Consider the following 17,497-nt stretch of genomic DNA (forward strand, 5'->3'; position numbering starts at 1 on the left):
ACACCTGAATAAATCTCCGATCCTAAGAATACATCTTTACCTGCCAGCCAAGATCGATCCTTAAGCTTTTTGAAAAGAAAAACATCATGTGGCTCAAGAAAGGTTTTGCATTTTTAGCAAGTTATTCGATGAACGAACGTTTACTGATGAGTAAAGTTTCTGTAGCGGCTTGGCTGAGGGGATGCGAGAATAAATAGCCTTGACCAAATTTGTAGCCTAAATGATACAAGTATTCAAGTTGTTGTTGAGTTTCGATTCCTTCCGCGATCGTGTCCAGTTCTAACTGATTACTTAACGCCACGATCGTTTCTACAATTTGATGCTTTCGTTGGTCAGGTTGAATTTGATTGACAAATGAGCGATCGACTTTCAAATTATTAACGGGTAATCGATGCAAATAATTCAGGGATGAATATCCTGTACCAAAGTCATCAATACTAATTTGAATTCCCCGTTCCTTCAACTGGCTGAGCAAATGAATTGTCGATACAACATCTTCAATCAACATACTTTCAGTAATTTCTAATGTCAGACAACGACCTGGTAAACGCGTCTGCGCCAGAACTCGATCGACCTCTTCCAGGAGATCGGAGCGGCGTAGATCTTGAGCGGAAAGGTTGACGCTCACTTTCATCGTTACCAGATCGGGAAACCTCAGTTGCCAGGTTGCCAGTTGCTGACAGGCAGCCCACAGTGCCCAGTAGTCTAGCCGTGTGATTAGTCCAGTTTCTTCAGCCACCGCTATGAAGTCGCCTGGAGCTTTTAATCCTTGAGTGGCATGTTGCCATCGGATTAAGGCTTCAAACCCCACCAGTTCACCAGTCTCCAGGGCAACAATGGGCTGATAGTACAATACAAATTCCTGACTGTCGATCGCCCGCCGTAAATCATTCTCTAAATGCAAACGGTTCAAGGCTTGCCGATGCATCTCCACCCCAAAAATTTCGTACCGCGCTTTGCCTTGATGTTTTGCCCGATACATGGCAATATCTGCATCTCGTAACAGATGAGCCGCTTGAGTATAATCCTGACTCCCTAACACAATGCCGATGCTAGAGGTTGTGTATACCTCCCGACCTTCGATCGTAAACGGAGCTTGTAACACAGCAAAAATTCGTTCCGTAGCACGCACTGCCTCTTGCACATCAGCAATCTCTTCCAGCAGGATGACAAATTCATCTCCCCCCAGGCGAGCCACCAGATCAATGCTGCGGAGCGTCCCCTGTAGCTTTTGGGCGATCGCAAGTAATAATTGATCTCCCGCTAAATGCCCCAAACTATCGTTGATCACCTTAAATCGATCGAGGTCAAGGAATAATACGGCAAAGCAATAATTATCAAACCGTTTGGCGCGATTCATCGCCAATTCTAAGCGTTCCATTAACAGATAGCGATTCGGTAATCCGGTTAAGGCATCATGTAAAGCATCGTGCTTTAACTGATTTTGTACCTGGATACGGGCAGTCACATCCCGAGAGGTGGTTTGTAGTTGTACGATTTGTCCGGTGGCATTCACGATCGGTTTAGTCAGGGTTTCAAACCAGATGTAGTGCCCCGATTTCCGACAGATGCGATAGGTAATGGGTGTTGGTTTTCCACTAACGGCGGCGGTATGCGCTTCCCGATAAATGCGATCGCGATCGTCCGGATGGAAAAAACTATAGGCATCTTTGCCCAGCATTTCGTCATATCGATAACCCAGCAACACTTCACAGGAAGGGCTGACATAGAGATAGCGTCCCTGTAAATCATGCAGACAGACGAGATCATTCATATTTTCAGCTAACAATCGATAGCGAGTTTCACTCTCTCGCAATGCCGTCTCTACTCGACGACGTTCTTCTAGCTCCAGTTGTACTTGCTGATAAAGATGAGCCTGTTGAATTGCCACCTCCAGTTGCTCGGCAATAGCCTGTGCTAAGGCAACCTGCTCATCGTGCCAGGTAAACGGATGTTGGGTTGTCGTAATGGTAAAGCTGCCCCACAACGTTCCTTCAATCACCAGGGGAATGAGTAACCAGGCTCCAGGCAAAGTTTGGGCAACTTCCCGGTTAATGTCATCGCTCAAATTCGTTGTATCACCGACTTTGACAATCTGCAATTGCTTCAGTTGAGCCGCAAACGGATTGCCCGGATCGGGAATCTCCAGCCCGATCGCAGTGGTAATCTCTGAGTGATGACGATAGCCAGCAATATGTTTCCAGACTCCCTGCTCAGGCAGATATTGCACAACAAAGCAATCAAGATTTTTCAAAAGTTGAGCCGCTTCTGTCGTGGCGGTGGCAAAAACGGTTTCCAACTCTAGCGAGTTGCGAATTGCCTGAAACACCCGGTTTAAAGCCTGCTCCCGCAAAATTTTCTCCTGCAACTCAGTGACATCTCGCCCCACGGATTGAATCTCCACTAACTCCCCTCGATCGTTGAAAATCCCCAGATTTACCCAATGGGTCCAACCAACCTGATTGTCCGAACGGTAATCTTGATTAATGCTTTCAAATATCGGGTTTTGTGGAGTCAGATCAGCAATCTTGGCATATAGCTGATCGACCTCTGCCGACGGGACAAAATGACTCCACCGCATGCCTACAACATCGTCGATCGAGCGTCCCAGAACAGAACAAAGTGCATCATTAGCGAAGGTAATGGTAGTATCTGGCAGCGATCGCAAAATTAGATCGGTTTGCGCCTGAATTACTTGGCGGTAGCGGCGTTCGCTTCTAAGCAGAATATTTTCGACAATCTGCTGTCCAGTAATATCGGGAACCGGAGATCCAGTTGAGTTAGTAGCAAGCGATCGCATTAATCGATCATCCGTTTCTGAACCAGGTGTACCGACAATCAAAAATTCCACCAACCGCTTAACAGGCTCTGGCGTATTCTCCCAATCCTCTGGAAACGGTTGTTCATAGGAAAAGAATCGCTGGTTTGCCATAGCCACAGCATTGTTTAATTAGTTTATTGCCAACCTAAAGCGGTTCTATGCTCCTGAACTTTATCTTATATGGTTAATTTCCTTCTGACATATAAAAATTAGACTCAACTTGGCTAAAATAGCCAGGAGGCTTCTGAACAACCGCAAACTACTCTCAGGATTCCCGATTCCACCCCTGAATAAGCATCACCAACCCTCGCGATTACATATACACATCATAGATTACAGTCAATGGTAGATCTACTTCTCTACCCTGCTCTCAAAACATGATGTAATTAAAGAACTTTAATAGAACTCTTCACGCAATGATTCAAGCTCACTCTAACACTAAGTTAGCTTGTTTAACTGTGCCCAGTTCACGGCGTTGTACCACCATACCCATTAATCACAACGAAGCACGATCGAGTACTCTATTCAACTGACCAAACGAAGGTATTGATAAAGTTCATGAACTTAGAGATTACTTGTTTCTGAGTGGCATCCAGATCGCCAAAAAACCTACTTTGGTAATTGTAGGACTTCAAGGATGCCACCGTCGCAGCAAAGGAATTTGTATCATGCTTGTTGTACTTCAAACACCAAACCATATACGCTGGAATCGCATATCGAAACCCTTTTGCATCCATAAATGCGAAAACATCATGGAAGTTCTCAATCCAATCAACAGGAATCTCTTGCCAGGGCACTTTACAATCAATTTGACGTGCCTGTTTTGGATCCTGATAATCATCTAATGCCCGTGCTTCATGGAGTGAGACTCCATCTTCAAGGACTACATCTTTGAAAGCAATAGTAATCTCCTCAATTAGCTCGGATCGAGTTTTTTCAGCCAAGTCATCCAGTGTCTGCCAATTGGGGTCTTGCACATCATCCGGTGTGGGTGAACGAACATCCTTTAACCATTGCCGCTCACAAGCGCCAAAGGCAATAAAATTCCGTTGCGCCTGCCGTAAACTGACCTGATTAGATCCTACCCAGCTATATCCACCGGCTGCTCCTGTATCCCCATCATCTTCCCAAAAGCATATTGGACAGATGAGATAGGTTCCTGGTGGCTCAAGGTTCAGCGTTCTGTAGCCACAACACGGGCAAGGGTAAAGCGTCTCAATCTTCATGTCGCCAACATAGTCAGTAGAGATAGGGACGAAGCCTCTCGATCGAGAATGTCGAGTCTTCAATACTGCAATTATGCCGGTTGAATGTGGCTATTTGAACGTTGTACTTTACTCCGGCTGCGGGTTGGTCGGAAAGGTCACGTCTAAGGGCAAGATCATGGTAAAAGTTGATCCCTGACCAGACTGAGAGGCAACGGTGATCTCGCCTTGCAGCAGTTTCACTAAGCGAGAGACGATCGCTAAACCTAATCCAGTGCTATCGGCTTTCTGCTGTTCTGAGGTGGCTGTGACCTGGAAATAAGGTTCAAAAATCGATTTTTGGGCGTTAAGAGCAATACCAATGCCACTATCTGAAACAGCAACCGCCCACCGTTGCTCAGGTAATTCCCAGCACTCTAAATGCACGAATCCAGTTTCGGTATAGCGAATCGCATTGCTGAGTAGATTTGTCAGAACCTGTTGAAATCTCAGGGGATCAGTCAGCACATGCGCTGGCGCACGATCGTAATTGATCGTTAGAGATAATTCCTTACTAACCGCTAACGGTTCAACTAACTCAGTCACTGAATTAATTAACTCCCGTACCTCCGTTAATCCTGGTTGTAATTTCATCTTGCCAGCATCATATCGGGAGATTTCCAAGGCATCATTAATTAACCGCAGTAATAACCTGCCACTACGCAGCACTTGCTCAATATTTTCTAGGTTTGGATAGATATCCTTCGGAGCTACTTCACGTTGACGCTGTTGACGCAGAAATAAATCTGCATAGCCAATAATGGATGTCAACGGGGTTTTCAATTCATGGGCGAGTTGGGCTAAGTTGTCTTTACTAGCGCGAACTAATCGAGTGAGTTCTTGATTGGTTAAACTGAGTTGACTTTGGAGGTGTTTTAATTCCTGCAATCGACCATCGGTATAACTATTGAAACACCGGGCGATCGCTTCATCGATCACCATGTCAATCAATCGTACTGCCCGTAAAATTTCGGTAGGAGAACCCTGAACTAAATCAGGTTCCATTTCAGAGAAAATCACATGCCGCAGTAATCGATACTCCCGAGCAATCTCATCCGGCTCAAATCCCTGTTCTGCTCGCAGCCGACCATGCTCCAGACTGGCATCTCTTAAGGTCGTTAAATCGTTAGGTTCCGATACGGCAAGCACTGTTGCTAGAGCTTCTAATACCTTCGGTAAACTATCCCGAACAGCCTTGAAGGTGAGTTCTTTTGTGGCTTCTATTTGCTCATCTTGATAAACCGTTTCTACCCAGCGATCGACGATCGTTTGACTTTTCTCCTGTAATTTTTGGCTAAAATCCATCCTGTCCTCGTTAGCGCCCTTGCACAAACTTAAATAGCCAAATTGCCAACCAACCTAAAAGCGCATATACGATCATGGCAATCAACACATTGACATCAAAAATACTGGCTCCTCCAGCCGTAACGGGACTCACAAAGAGCGTAGAGAAGGGAGCGACAAATGGTTCTGAAAGATTGTAGATAAACTGTGCAAACGTATTTTGGGTATTTGCCCCCGCTAACCGCAGGAAAAAGCGTAACAGTAACAGAACTTCTAATAACCCGACTAACAGGTAAATACTATTCGTTACCCAACCTAATGTGGCTCTACGTCTTGCTAATTCTAAGCGGCGTTCTTCTTGACGAAGTTGAAACGCTTCTTCTTCATGTTGCAGCGATCGCTGACGCTCAAAATTATCCGGCGATCGGTAGGGATCTTGGCTCATAACAACTTCTCCAAATTGGCAGGTCGGCAGGACAAATAAGAGTAATTTCTAGACCAGAGAGGATCTACAATTCTCTTACCAATGGTCTATTTAATAGATGATTTGTCCCTACTTCAGCAACGCCCTAAAGACAGATTTATGGTGTGGTAGAGGTAAATAAAACCTGGGTCGCGAGTTGCCAAGGTCCCCCTTGATAATGCCAAAGCAGCAGACCCTCACCCTGTCCATTACTGGGTTGCCAGGACTGACTCAGTTGGGCGTATACCTGTCGAGCTTCGGTGCTGCTGACTTTATTTTGAATCGTGATATGGGGTCGATAGCCCTGCCGATCTTGAGCTGTCAGCCAGGATTGCCAAGCTTGAGCCAACTGCTGTCGCAATTGCTTTAACTGAGGAGAAGCTACCTCTACCGCTACCCCTCGACCTAAAAAACGCAGTTGGGGAAACTGCAAAGGTAGTTGCGCCGTTTGTGAACAAACAGAACTTAAAGTCTCTTGAATTGGGATTATTTGCTCACCTGGCAGGGCATGAAACAGCGTAATATGAGCCGACAAAAAATTCCTTTCTGGTGGAAAATACTGCTGGCGTAATGCAGTGAAGCGATCGAAGCTAGATTGATCCAGCTTTAAGGTCAGAATTAGAGGCGCAGTAGTCACAAAAAGATTACCTACGAGAACATTTCAACTAAAGTTGCCTATTACTGACAATTTATCGTTTAACTACGCCAATTTTTCAGCCAATTTTTCAGCCAATTTCTTTATGCATGCCGATTATGCTAAACACAGTCAGGAATTAGAGCCTGAGAGGATGTTTTAAAAGTATCAAAACGATTGCACTAGCCCCCTAAATCCCCCAATTCTGGGGGACTTTGAATCCGGTTCCCCCCAGAATTGGGGGGTTAGGGGGGCAGTTCAGGTAACGATTGTGACTTTTCAAACGCCCTCTGAACATTTCTCAAGACTTGCATGATTGAGGTTTAGAAATATGGCTAAGGCAACTAAAATCCGTCCGATCGATTTAGCGGGTGCTCGGGTTGATCACCCTCACTACATCCATACACGGGCTAGGATTAAGCGTTTAATTAACCAGTATGTCTCGATCGAACTCCTGAGCGATCGCCTGTCAGATTTACCCAGTCAATTTACTCAGCCCCATCAACACCCTTGGGAACCGATTTGCTGGCAGCAGATCGATCGTAGCCAAATTATTGGCATTGATCCAGATCTATTTCTACAAGTTTTAGCTGGAGCGACGGAAATTGAAGCCCCAATTCGAGCTTATTCCAAGGAAAGCCACGATTATCTAGATCGAGTCCATCCCCAGATGGCAAGGTTTATGGGCGGCGAATATGCCGAGGATGATACAACCCTAACCGTTGGCGTTTGGGAGAAAGAAGAACGGCAACATGCCCCAGCATTTAGCAAGATTTATCAACAATTGACAGGACAGAAACTCATACCTAAACCAAATTCTGTCGCTGGATTTCAACCCACTAATGACCCTTGGGCAGATCTACATAGCCATGTGATGAGCCGCATTACCACTGAATGGGGAGCCGCATCGGTTTATCTCTGGCTGATGGCACATTCAACGGGGGAATTACAGCAGGCGATCGCGCAACCGTTTCAAGACGAAATCAATCATTTGGCAAAATTTTGGGGGTTCAGCCGTTGGGCATTTGCCGATTCTTATTTCCAACAACTGCGAGGATCAGTACGGAATTTAATGTTGTTGCTCAAACACCATAAAGGGGAACGTACCAACAGCCCTGATTTAATCAGTCGTACTAAAGGGTTGAAAAATGCCGTACTAGCTGTGGAATTAACCTTCACAATGGTCAGAATTATGGCGCGGTTACGTCGCTGGAATCAAGAGTTGAGCTACAGCTATCTCAAACATTTGTTTGGTGATTCACCAAAGTTAAGAACACGATCTGTATGCGATCGCCGCATTGCCTAATCTGTGTGTTAAAACCCTTCGCTCCTCCCTAACCCTCCTTAAAAAGGCTACTGTATACACACAGCTCCTCAACTACCTCAAGATCCTGCATTCTGCCCCCCTAGCCCCCCAATTCTGGGGGGAACTCGGTATTCAAAGTCCCCCAGAATTGGGGGCTTAAAGCCCTGCGGGCATACCAGAAAAGGGGGCGTAGAAAATTTAAACGAAGTCAGACTCGACTTGTGTGTACACCGTAGCCTCGTCAAGGGGGATTTAGGGGGATCACTCTAGTACCAATAAATCAAACAAAAGGTTTTAAAACACGTCCTAATCTAAAAGAGATCTCTAAGGGGCGGTGTATAAACTGCCCTTCCCAAGGAATTAACTACCCCGCGATCGATGCTGCATTGGTCGCTAGTAGCTGACTGCCGACCTGGGGCGATCGGGTATAGATACAGGTAGAAGTACAGGTTTCATCAATTCTGACAGCGACTAATCCCGGTAATCCGCGTTGCTCCAGTTGCTCAAAAATCCAGCGAGCTAGTTCTTCACTCGTTGGGTTTTCCAGACCAGTGGATTTATTCAGAAAATAGTGATCTAAATAATCCTCTACTAAGGGATTGAGAAATTGTTTGATCTCTTCATAATCCATTACCATCCCCGACTTTGCCCCTGATTGCACTAAGTGGCTACCACTGACATAAACCACCCCTCGCCAGCTATGCCCATGTAATCTGGCGCATTTGCCATCGTAATGCGGCAACTCATGCGCTGCTTCAAAGCGAAACTCTTTACCCAAAATCCATTGATTAATCATGCCACACCTATATATTTATGCGTTTGAAGGGAAAGTCGATAAGTGGGATATTGTTGCAGTAATTTTAGGATGATTGGAATCGCCCGATCGCGCTCATTCCATTCTGGTTGGAGAAACACCGGACGATGGAAAAGCTGGTTCAAATAAGGCTGATAAAACTCCACTTCTGCTCCGGTACTAATGATTAATTTGATTTCATCGGCTCGTTGCCAAAACTCTGGCTGAACTGGAAACTTCGGATTGATATGCTGTTTCGGGGATAGGGTAATCCAGGTTGCCAAAGGTACATCCTGCCAAAATGCTCCTGAAGTTTCAATATTCACCGATCGACCCGTAGCAAAAATTGCCTGTACTAACTCAGCAAGTGACCTGTGCATAAATGGTTCTCCACCACTAATTACCGTCCGAGGCGATTGCAACTCTTGCACTAACGCCTGGAGCGATCGCAGTTCTCTTGGCGTATGTTGCCCCCCGTCGCTATAGCCCGTATCACACCAGGGGCAACCCACTGGGCATCCTGCCAGTCGAATAAAATCAACCAAAGTTCCTGTCCAAAACCCCTCACCCTGGACGGTACGTTGAAACGTCTCATGAATCGGTAGCTGAATCGTTTCATCCACTGTAATCACTCATACCCCTCCTGCTAATGCCCTGCTATCTTAGCGATCGTAGTCGATCGCTGGCAAGCCTTGTCCCCTCAAGGCGACTGAAGCACTGAACCGTTGCTCTAATTGACATCATGTAACGAGACATGAATCTCTTTATCAGAGAATAAACTTTAGCCGATCTTCTCAATAGGTAGATCTACAGTGGTGTTATCGTCAATTGTCCCCATTAGCGATGAAACCTACTGGTTCTAGCTGCTCGCTTCTTGGCAGCCTACTGGTTAGCTTGGCAACGCTTCATCCCGCCCAAGCCCAAATTGTTCCCGATACGACGCTCCCAGAAAACTCCCGTGTTGCCCCTGGTTGTGTGCAGTGTGTAATTGTCGGCGGCACGATTCGCGGCACTAACTTATTCCATAGTTTCCGCGAGTTTTCCATCCCAACGGGAGGTTCTGCCTGGTTTAACAATGGAGCCGCGATTCAGAATATTTTGACGCGGGTAACGGGAAATTCTATCTCTAATATTGATGGGCTGTTAAAGGCAAATGGCACAGCAAATCTGTTTCTTATCAACCCTAACGGCATTGTGTTTGGCAGAAACGCCCGCTTAAATCTTGCTGGCTCATTCTCTGCCAGTACCGCCGATCGCTTCATTTTTCCCGATGGTCGCGAGTTTAGTGCAACCAATCCCCAGGCTCCGCCACTGCTCACGATGAATATACCCATGGGATTGCAGTATGGCACTCCGATCGGGCAGATTGAGCAAGCCGGGGATTTAGTCGTGCCCACCGGACAACAGATTACGTTATACGGCGATCGGGTGACAAATACAGGTAGCCTGATCGCTCCTGGTGGCACAGTACAAGTATTGGGCAATGTCATTCATGTGCTGGAGCCAGCCTATATCGATGTCTCTAGTCCTACGGGAGGCGGAACGGTTTTAATCGGTGGAGACTATCAAGGACAGGGCATGATTCCGCAAGCCATGCAAACGATCGTGGGTGCGAATGTCACGATTCAGGCGGATGCTCCCAATCAAGGCAATGGGGGCAAGGTAATCGTCTGGGCAAAGGGTGATACTAGATTTGCTGGAACGATTAGTGCCCAAAGTCAAACTGGGAATGGTGGCTTGGTGGAGGTGAGTGGCGCACAATTACAGTTCCAAGGATTTGTAAATACCTTAGCGCCGAATGGTCAAACGGGAACGCTCTTACTTGACCCAGAAAACATCACGATCGTGGATGATTTTCTGGATGTACCCGCCCAATTAGCAGAAAATGATCAATTCACTGATCCTGGCACTAACAACGCGATCAACAATGGTACGATCGACTTTGCCGCTACAAACGTAATTTTGCAAGCAACCAATAATATTACGTTTAATGCCGATATCTTCATATTTAATCCTGGTGTGGGTCTGACGGCTATCGCCGGTAATGACATCACCGTGAATACTTCCATTCAGGCAACGGGAACTGGCAACATTCAATTACAGGCAGGCAGAAACCTCACGTTAACGAACAGTAATGCCTACCTTTGGACGTATGGCGGTAATGCCGCGTTAAGCGCAGGCGGAACCATCTCGTTACTGGATGGAGCACAAGTTGATACAGCACCGTCTGAGGGCAATAGTGGTAATTTAACTGTCAATGCCCGATCGCTGGTTTTAACCAATGGCTCACTGTTAAAAGTCGGTTCCTTTTTTAACGGTAATGGTGGCAATTTGACCGTCACCGCATCAGAAGCCGTTGACTTAAGCGGAATTGGCACTGATTTATTTGGCAATTTAAGTGCTACTGGATTGAATGCTGGGAGTATTCTGCCCGGTAGCTCAGGCAATGCTGGCAACATTACTGTGACTACACCGATCTTACGAGTTCGCGATGGAGCGGCGATCGGTGCGCCGACCTTTGAACCGGGTTCAGGGGGAACGATCGTCATCAATGCCCCGATTCTAGTGGAAGTTAGCGGGTTCACTCCATCGCCAACAGGTGAGTTCCTTAGTGGCATTTTCACCTCTAGCGCTAGTTCAGGCAATGCTGGAGATATCCAACTGAAGACAGGGCAATTACTCGTCCAAAATGGCGGATCGATCGCTGCGAGTGCTTTGGTTGACGGCAATGCCGGAAATATCCAGGTTGATGCAACTGAAACGCTGATTACTGGTCGATCGCCAGAGGGTTCTTTCAGTGGTTTATTCACGCGATCGATAGGCTTGGGCAATGGTGGCAATCTCACTATCCGCTCTACCTCTCTCACGGTTCAAGATCAGGCAAAACTGGCGACGGGAGCGGTAATCGGTCAAGGTGGCAATCTGGCGCTGATAACGCAAAATCTGACGGTTCAGGATAGAGCTAAACTCTCCACAGAAGCCTTTACTTCAGGCAATCTGACGATTCAGGCGACTGAGAATGCTACACTACTCGATCGCAGTTCCCTCTCTACAGCATCATTTGGTGGACAGGCTGGTGATTTGTCATTGACTACTAAACAATTGCTCGTGGGAAATCATACAACTCTAAAAACCGATGGATTTGGTTTAGGTAGAGCAGGTAATTTGACCCTCAATGCCTCTGATTCGGTCAATGTGTTTGGTGAAAGTTATCTATCAGTTGTAGCAACTCAAGGACAGGGCGGTACAGTTGCGATCGATACTACTCACTTTAATCTTCAAGGTAATAGTTTAATTAGTCTGAATACATTTTTGGGTCAACCAGCCAACTTAACTATCAATGCCACGAAGACGATCAATTTAGATAACGGATTGATCTCTAGCCTTACTTTCGGATCAGATAATGGTGGCAACTTAAGCTTGAACACAACTCGATTAACGTTAACGAATAGTGAGATTAACACAGACACCTTTAACTCAGGTAATGCTGGAGCAATTACCATTCAAGCTAAAGAATCTACTAATTTAGCCAATAGTTTAATTTCCAGCGGTACATTGGGCGTAGGTGCAGGCAGCAGTATTAAGATCGTCTCCCCCCAACTCAGCCTGAATAAAAGTGCAGTTTCTTCCGGCACGACAGGCAGTTCTGGTAACGGCGGCACGATCGCGATTCGAGCATCTGATTTCCTAGAAGTTGCTAATAACAGTAACATCGACTCTGACACTACGATCGGGAGTGGACGCGGCGGTGATGTCAATATTGATGCAGGTCGCTTACTGATTCGCGATCGCTCGTTCATTTCGGCAGGTTCGATCGCCTCTGGGCAAAGTGGGACAATTAATCTCCAGGCAGATGATCTGACAGTTCAAAACCAGGCTTGGATTACTGTCAATAGCCGATCGACAACCGCTCCGGCTGGCAATATTGTGGTAACGGCTGATTCAATTCACCTCGATCGCAAGGCGGCAATTACCGCTAGCAGTAGCTCTGGGGATGGCGGCAATATTACTGTGAGATCGCCCAATATCCTATTTCTACGACGACAGAGCCAAATTTCTACCACTGCCGGAACGGCAAAAGCAGGTGGCAATGGTGGCAACATTACCATTGCATCTCCGTTTATCATTGCGGTATTACCGGAAAATAGTGACATCACTGCCAATGCTTTCACCGGCAAAGGCGGTAACATTAATATCACAGCCAATGGCATTTTTGGACTACGATTTCAGCCGCAATTAACCCCTAACAGCGACATTACAGCGAGTTCTCAATTTGGCATCAATGGCACAGTAACACTGAACTTGTTGAGCCTCGATCCCAGTCAAGGCTTAGTGGCGCTCCCGGTAGATGTGGTTGATCCCACGACTCAGATTCAAGCCAGGTGTTCTGGTGACAGCAATCGATCAAGTTCATTTACCCAAACTGGACGCGGTGGCATTCCGTCTAACCCCGAGGAGCCGTTACAGGATTGGACTGTTGCTGTTGATTGGGTTACGCCGGAAAACTCTGGCGATCGTGCTATTCAGTTCCCTGCCGAACAAATAACAACGCCAGTAGCAATATCGGCTCAATCTCCCCAAATTGTGGAAGCCCGAGGTTGGGTGACGAACCAGGATGGTTCAATTTATTTAGTCATTCAGGCGACTAACGCTCTACCCCATACGGGGGGGCAAAATCCAGTGAACTGCCTCGATCAGCCATAAGCATTACTTTTTTACCTGGCTCCAACGCTGCCGTTACCAAATCCTCTCAAAGACAGATAGTTAGCTGGAAGAACGCCTGACTTGGGGTTGAGGTGATTATTAAGCAACCGCGATACAGTCTAATTGTAGGCTCAAGAACTACATGCGATGTCGGTACTCAGTTGTTAGAGTGGATTGGCCCCGTAGAGACGTATGAACAACGAACACGACCCAGCGCTGGAACATCAAACACCAGAGAATTTAACTCCAATCACAAGCTCGGATAAAAGTTCGATACCCTCTGGCGAGACAGTTGATGAAGATGCCACCAGTGTGCCTCAGCAGAGTTCATCCGTACAGAAGCCGAATGTCTTCAATTCCCTAGTGGGACTGGGGGCTGGCTTAGGTGAGGTAGGTGAGGCGATCGGCAGCACAGCTTCCCGTACTGGTAAAGCGGCTTTGCATACAGCGTTTGCTTTTGGTGGGGTGGTTGAGAATAGTGTCTCTCATACGGGGAAAACCGCGATTGAAATTGCCAAGTGGGTGGGTGAGAATACGGCAAAGCAAACTTACCAGTGGGTGGAGCAGACCACTCAAGGAGCCGGACACGCGGTTAATTTTATCGGTAATAATTGGCTGGTTCGTCGCTTATCGGGCGTTCTCAAACTGGACTGGCTGGTTGGAGTGGCCGATCGGGTGGATTTAAATCGGGCAGAAGCCGATGTTCGAGAACTGCAACAAAAGTATCCCAATGACTCACCGAGCCAAATTGCCCATAGACTGATGGTGCAAAAAGCTGCCTTTGCCGGTGGGACTGGGTTGGTCACTAGCCTTGTTCCCGGAGCGGCCCTGGCTCTGCTGGCTGTCGATTTGGCGGCAACGACCTCCCTCCAGGCAGAAATGGTCTATCAAATTGCTGCTGCCTATGGATTGGACTTAAAAGACCCTGCCCGTAAAGGAGAAGTTCTGGCGATTTTTGGGTTAGCGCTGGGCGGTGGTCGAGCGCTTAAGGCTGGGTTAGGCTTGATGAGAAATGTGCCGATGGCAGGGGTGATTATTGGTGCCAGCACGAATGCCACCCTGACCTATGCGTTGGGCTATGCTGCCTGTCGGTTTTATGAAGCTAAACAGCAAGAATCCACCTCGATTCCGACAGCTGAAACGCTGGAGGCACTGACTCAGGAAAGTGATCAGTATTTGGAAGTAGCGATCGCCCAACAGACCGTGATGGATCAGATTATGGTTCACATGATTGTGGCGAGTTATCCCAACCAGGACTGGGAGCAGATCCTCCCCAATTTAGCCGCTTTACAATTAAGCCCAGCGTCATTGGAGGCGATCGCGGCGAATCTCAAATCGCCCAAACCCTTGCATGAATTTCTAGACCAGCTTAACCGCGATTATGCTGTGCCACTCTTGGCGCTATGCTACCGAATTTCACAGATTGATCAGGAGCGATCGCCCGCCGAGACGGCGGTGTTAGAAGCTATTTCCAGCAAGTTTAATATTGATCTGGAGAATATTAAACAAATGGTTGCAGGCAACTTGTTGTAAGTGAGAGATAGCTAACTGCTCCGTTCAGATCGGTTGAGAAATTTTTGATAGGGTAGATGATCCGAACGTACCTGCAAGGTTACTCCAAATTGGGAATATACATCAGATCATGAAGAGCTGTCATGAATGGATGTCAGTTAAACCGTAACGGTGCATTCCTAGAGAGTAGTTAAGAGCAACCTTGATCAAGGATCTGCTTATGAATAGAATTGCTGTATTTGGTAATGCTGGAGGTGGCAAGTCTACTCTCAGCAATCGTTTAGCAGAAATGACAGGTTTACCGATCGTGGCTTTAGACCTGTTGAAATATAAACCTGGCGGTGACGAAGTTCCTCACGCAGAATATAAAGCGGCGCACGATCAACTGCTCCAGCAAGATCAGTGGATCATTGATGGGTTTGGATCATTAGATACTGTATGGGAACGCCTGGAGGTTGCAGATACCTTAGTTTATGTAGATCTGCCAGTTCTCAAGCATTATTGGTGGGTTACGAAGCGATTTCTGAAGGGTTGGCTAGTTCCACCCGTAAACTGGCCTCAGCATAGTCCGCTCTTGAAGGGGACGCTAAACAGTTACTATACGGTCTGGCTGTGCCATAAGAAGCTGTCTCCCAAGTACCGAGAGTATGTGAATAAGGCTAAGGAAAGCAAGCGAGTCTATCATCTTCAGTCACTTAAGCAGGTGCAAGAGTTCTACCAAGAGATTGAACTCGAACTGGCGGAAATCAACGATCGAGCCACAGCCACAACCACAATCGCCCATTGACCAAACTTCAAAGAATTCAGCCTGACGGACGATCGATGATGCTAATTCATCGATAAAGATGTTGTTCTAGCCACAGGCGGACTTCCATCTCAGAAGCGAGTTGAGTGGTATGACCAGTTTTAGCATCATAGACATGCCATGAGATAATTTGTCCCTGGCGATCGACCCGATGCCAGACCTGGAATTCGTCATTTGCCAAGATTCGCATAAATCGTTGCCAAACCTGTTTCAGCAAATAGCCTGGTGTCCGGGAAAACTGTTTCGGCTGTGTCGCAGGGTTCGGGTTAGAAGTCGAATTAGAGTTTGACAATGGTTGAGGTTTCATCATGAGTCATCTTGATGGCAACAACTCCTTTACCTTGTCATTTCCCTACCCGATTGAGGAGGTACAAATTGGCTGACTTTTGCTAGTACAGCCAGTCATTTCCAAAACTGGTCTAGTTAAAATTCACCCAACCGTACCAGGACATTCTCCTCAGAATTGCGTATAGTGCGGAATATGAAAATTCCCCTAGACCGCCAAATCACGCAACCGATCTACCTGCAAATTCGCGATCGCGTCAAGCGCTTGATTGTCTCTGGAGCGCTACAACCGGGCGATCGTTTACCATCGGTGCGGCAAATGGCTAAAGAAACGCAGGTAAATAAACTGACGGTGATTGAAGCCTATAGCACGTTAGAAGCAGAAGGCTTAATTCATGCCCGTTTGGGAGCGGGATATTTTGTCAATCGCAGTTCTGCCACTACACTACCCCAGCCTGCTACCTTTGCCCCAGATCAGAAGGTAATTATTGCTCAGTCCACTATTCATTCCTTTTGTGATTCTTACATCGAATCGCTCAAAGTCTATCGCCAAACTGACATGGTGGACTTTAGTATGGGCTTTCCGCAACTCTTTGGTTTAGATGACTTACAACGTCTGGCTCGTCGGGCTATGAATCAGGTGGTCGATCGTCTATCCAATTACGACTTTCCCCAGGGACAGGCAGGATTACGCCAACAAATTGCTCAACTCCTGGTGCAACGGGGGTTAGTGGTGTCAGCCGATGATCTGATCATTACCAGTGGCTCAATGCAGGGCATCGCGTTAACCTTGCGCTATCTGATCAAACCGGGAGATTGGGTAATTGTCGAAAGTCCGACCTGGTACGGCACGTTAACGGTACTGGAACGAATGGGAGCCAAAATTATTGGGATTCCGATGACACCCGAGGGGATGAATTTAGAACTATTAGAACAATATCTCAAGAGTCATCGTCCCAAACTCCTCTACACGATTAGTACCTTACATAATCCAACCGGAATTACTACTTCTCAGACTCATCGGCAACAACTGCTAGCCCTCGCTCAAGCCTATAATTGCCCCGTGTTAGAAGACAATGCTTATGAAGGTCTAAATTTTGCACCTGTACCTGCTCCGATTAAAGCGATCGATCAACAAGATAGTGTGCTCTATCTGGGCACATTTTCTAAAACCTTGATGCCCGGTTTAAGAATCGGTTACATCGTCGTCACAGGACAACATTATCAACCCATATTGGAACAAAAGATTCTTGATGATTTGCATACTCCCACACCATCACAAGCGATCGTGCAGGAATATCTGGCATCAGGACATTATCGTCATCGGTTGCAGCAATTACGATCGTGGCATTTGCAAAGCCGCAACGTTATGTTAGAAGCAATGGAGCAGTATTTTCCTTCTGAAGCAACCTGGACAGTTCCCAATGGGGGCATTTTCCTCTGGGTGCAACTGCCCGAAGCCCTACCATTACAACGAATTTGTCAGGAAGTACGCGAACAGGGGGTATTAGTCGTACCGGGCAGCAGTTATTTCCCCGATCGTCAGGGCTATGCCTCCATGCGTCTGAGTTTTTGCCGACCGACGGAAGCGATTCAATGGGGAATCAAAATCTTGGGGGAACGACTCAAGGCGTACAGTTAGAGGG

13 protein-coding genes are annotated in these 17,497 nt (G+C 46.9%); 5 read left to right on the forward strand and 8 right to left on the reverse strand.

The features are described 5' to 3' along the window. Positions 1-121: 121 nt before the first annotated feature. The 5 genes from ACN4EK_RS04015 to ACN4EK_RS04035 all read right to left on the reverse strand — a co-directional run bounded on the left by ACN4EK_RS04015 (position 122) and on the right by ACN4EK_RS04035 (position 6,449). On the reverse strand, positions 122-2,932 hold the full coding sequence (locus tag ACN4EK_RS04015) for a bifunctional diguanylate cyclase/phosphodiesterase (RefSeq protein ID WP_431656196.1): 2,811 nt from the start codon (positions 2,930-2,932) through the stop codon (positions 122-124). A 410-nt stretch (positions 2,933-3,342) separates the two neighbouring features. Next, positions 3,343-4,047 carry a DUF6714 family protein gene (locus ACN4EK_RS04020; protein WP_431656197.1) on the reverse strand — a complete coding sequence of 235 codons (705 nt, stop codon included), beginning with the start codon at positions 4,045-4,047 and terminating at the stop codon, positions 3,343-3,345. Positions 4,048-4,155: 108 nt separating this feature from the next. After that, entirely contained in the window at positions 4,156-5,370 is a 1,215-nt protein-coding gene (locus ACN4EK_RS04025) for a sensor histidine kinase (RefSeq protein WP_431656198.1), read from the reverse strand. Positions 5,371-5,380: 10 nt separating this feature from the next. After that, entirely contained in the window at positions 5,381-5,794 is a 414-nt protein-coding gene (locus ACN4EK_RS04030) for a YggT family protein (RefSeq protein WP_431656199.1), read from the reverse strand. 136 nt (positions 5,795-5,930) lie between these two features. Then, positions 5,931-6,449 (reverse strand): 2'-5' RNA ligase family protein, encoded by a 519-nt coding sequence (locus ACN4EK_RS04035; RefSeq protein WP_431656200.1) that lies wholly within the window; start codon positions 6,447-6,449, stop codon positions 5,931-5,933. 328 nt (positions 6,450-6,777) lie between these two features. Here ACN4EK_RS04035 and ACN4EK_RS04040 point away from each other — a divergent pair, with 328 nt between their 5' ends. After that, a complete protein-coding gene (locus tag ACN4EK_RS04040) occupies positions 6,778-7,752 on the forward strand; it encodes a ferritin-like domain-containing protein (RefSeq protein WP_431656201.1) in 975 nt (324 codons plus the stop codon). 364 nt (positions 7,753-8,116) lie between these two features. Here the strand turns inward: ACN4EK_RS04040 and queD are convergent, their stop codons facing one another. Both queD and ACN4EK_RS04050 read right to left on the reverse strand, forming a co-directional pair. Beyond that, entirely contained in the window at positions 8,117-8,548 is a 432-nt protein-coding gene (queD, locus tag ACN4EK_RS04045; RefSeq protein ID WP_431656202.1) for a 6-carboxytetrahydropterin synthase QueD, read from the reverse strand. Beyond that, positions 8,545-9,177, reverse strand: coding sequence for a 7-carboxy-7-deazaguanine synthase QueE (locus ACN4EK_RS04050; RefSeq protein WP_431656203.1), 633 nt, complete (start codon positions 9,175-9,177; stop codon positions 8,545-8,547). Before ACN4EK_RS04050 ends, queD begins: the two co-directional genes overlap by 4 nt. Positions 9,178-9,388: 211 nt before the next feature. Here ACN4EK_RS04050 and ACN4EK_RS04055 point away from each other — a divergent pair, with 211 nt between their 5' ends. The 3 genes from ACN4EK_RS04055 (at position 9,389) to ACN4EK_RS04065 (ending at position 15,548) form a co-directional block, all read left to right on the forward strand. Next, positions 9,389-13,249, forward strand: coding sequence for a two-partner secretion domain-containing protein (locus tag ACN4EK_RS04055; protein WP_431656204.1), 3,861 nt, complete (start codon positions 9,389-9,391; stop codon positions 13,247-13,249). 192 nt (positions 13,250-13,441) lie between these two features. Next, positions 13,442-14,782 carry an EcsC family protein gene (locus ACN4EK_RS04060; RefSeq protein ID WP_431656205.1) on the forward strand — a complete coding sequence of 447 codons (1,341 nt, stop codon included), beginning with the start codon at positions 13,442-13,444 and terminating at the stop codon, positions 14,780-14,782. A 199-nt stretch (positions 14,783-14,981) separates the two neighbouring features. Further along, the gene (locus ACN4EK_RS04065) at positions 14,982-15,548 is read left to right on the forward strand and encodes a P-loop NTPase family protein (protein WP_431656206.1); all 567 of its coding nucleotides are present in this window, start codon (positions 14,982-14,984) and stop codon (positions 15,546-15,548) included. 46 nt (positions 15,549-15,594) lie between these two features. On the opposite strand, the gene ACN4EK_RS04070 is transcribed toward ACN4EK_RS04065, so the two are convergent. Continuing rightward, positions 15,595-15,876 (reverse strand): hypothetical protein, encoded by a 282-nt coding sequence (locus ACN4EK_RS04070; protein ID WP_431656207.1) that lies wholly within the window; start codon positions 15,874-15,876, stop codon positions 15,595-15,597. A 171-nt stretch (positions 15,877-16,047) separates the two neighbouring features. Between ACN4EK_RS04070 and ACN4EK_RS04075 the strand changes: the two genes are divergently transcribed. Beyond that, a complete protein-coding gene (locus tag ACN4EK_RS04075; protein WP_431656208.1) occupies positions 16,048-17,493 on the forward strand; it encodes an aminotransferase-like domain-containing protein in 1,446 nt (481 codons plus the stop codon). Positions 17,494-17,497 lie beyond the last annotated feature (4 nt).

The organism is Pantanalinema rosaneae CENA516 (assembly GCF_050753385.1).
Classification (GTDB): Bacteria; Cyanobacteriota; Cyanobacteriia; order Leptolyngbyales; family Leptolyngbyaceae; genus Pantanalinema; species Pantanalinema rosaneae.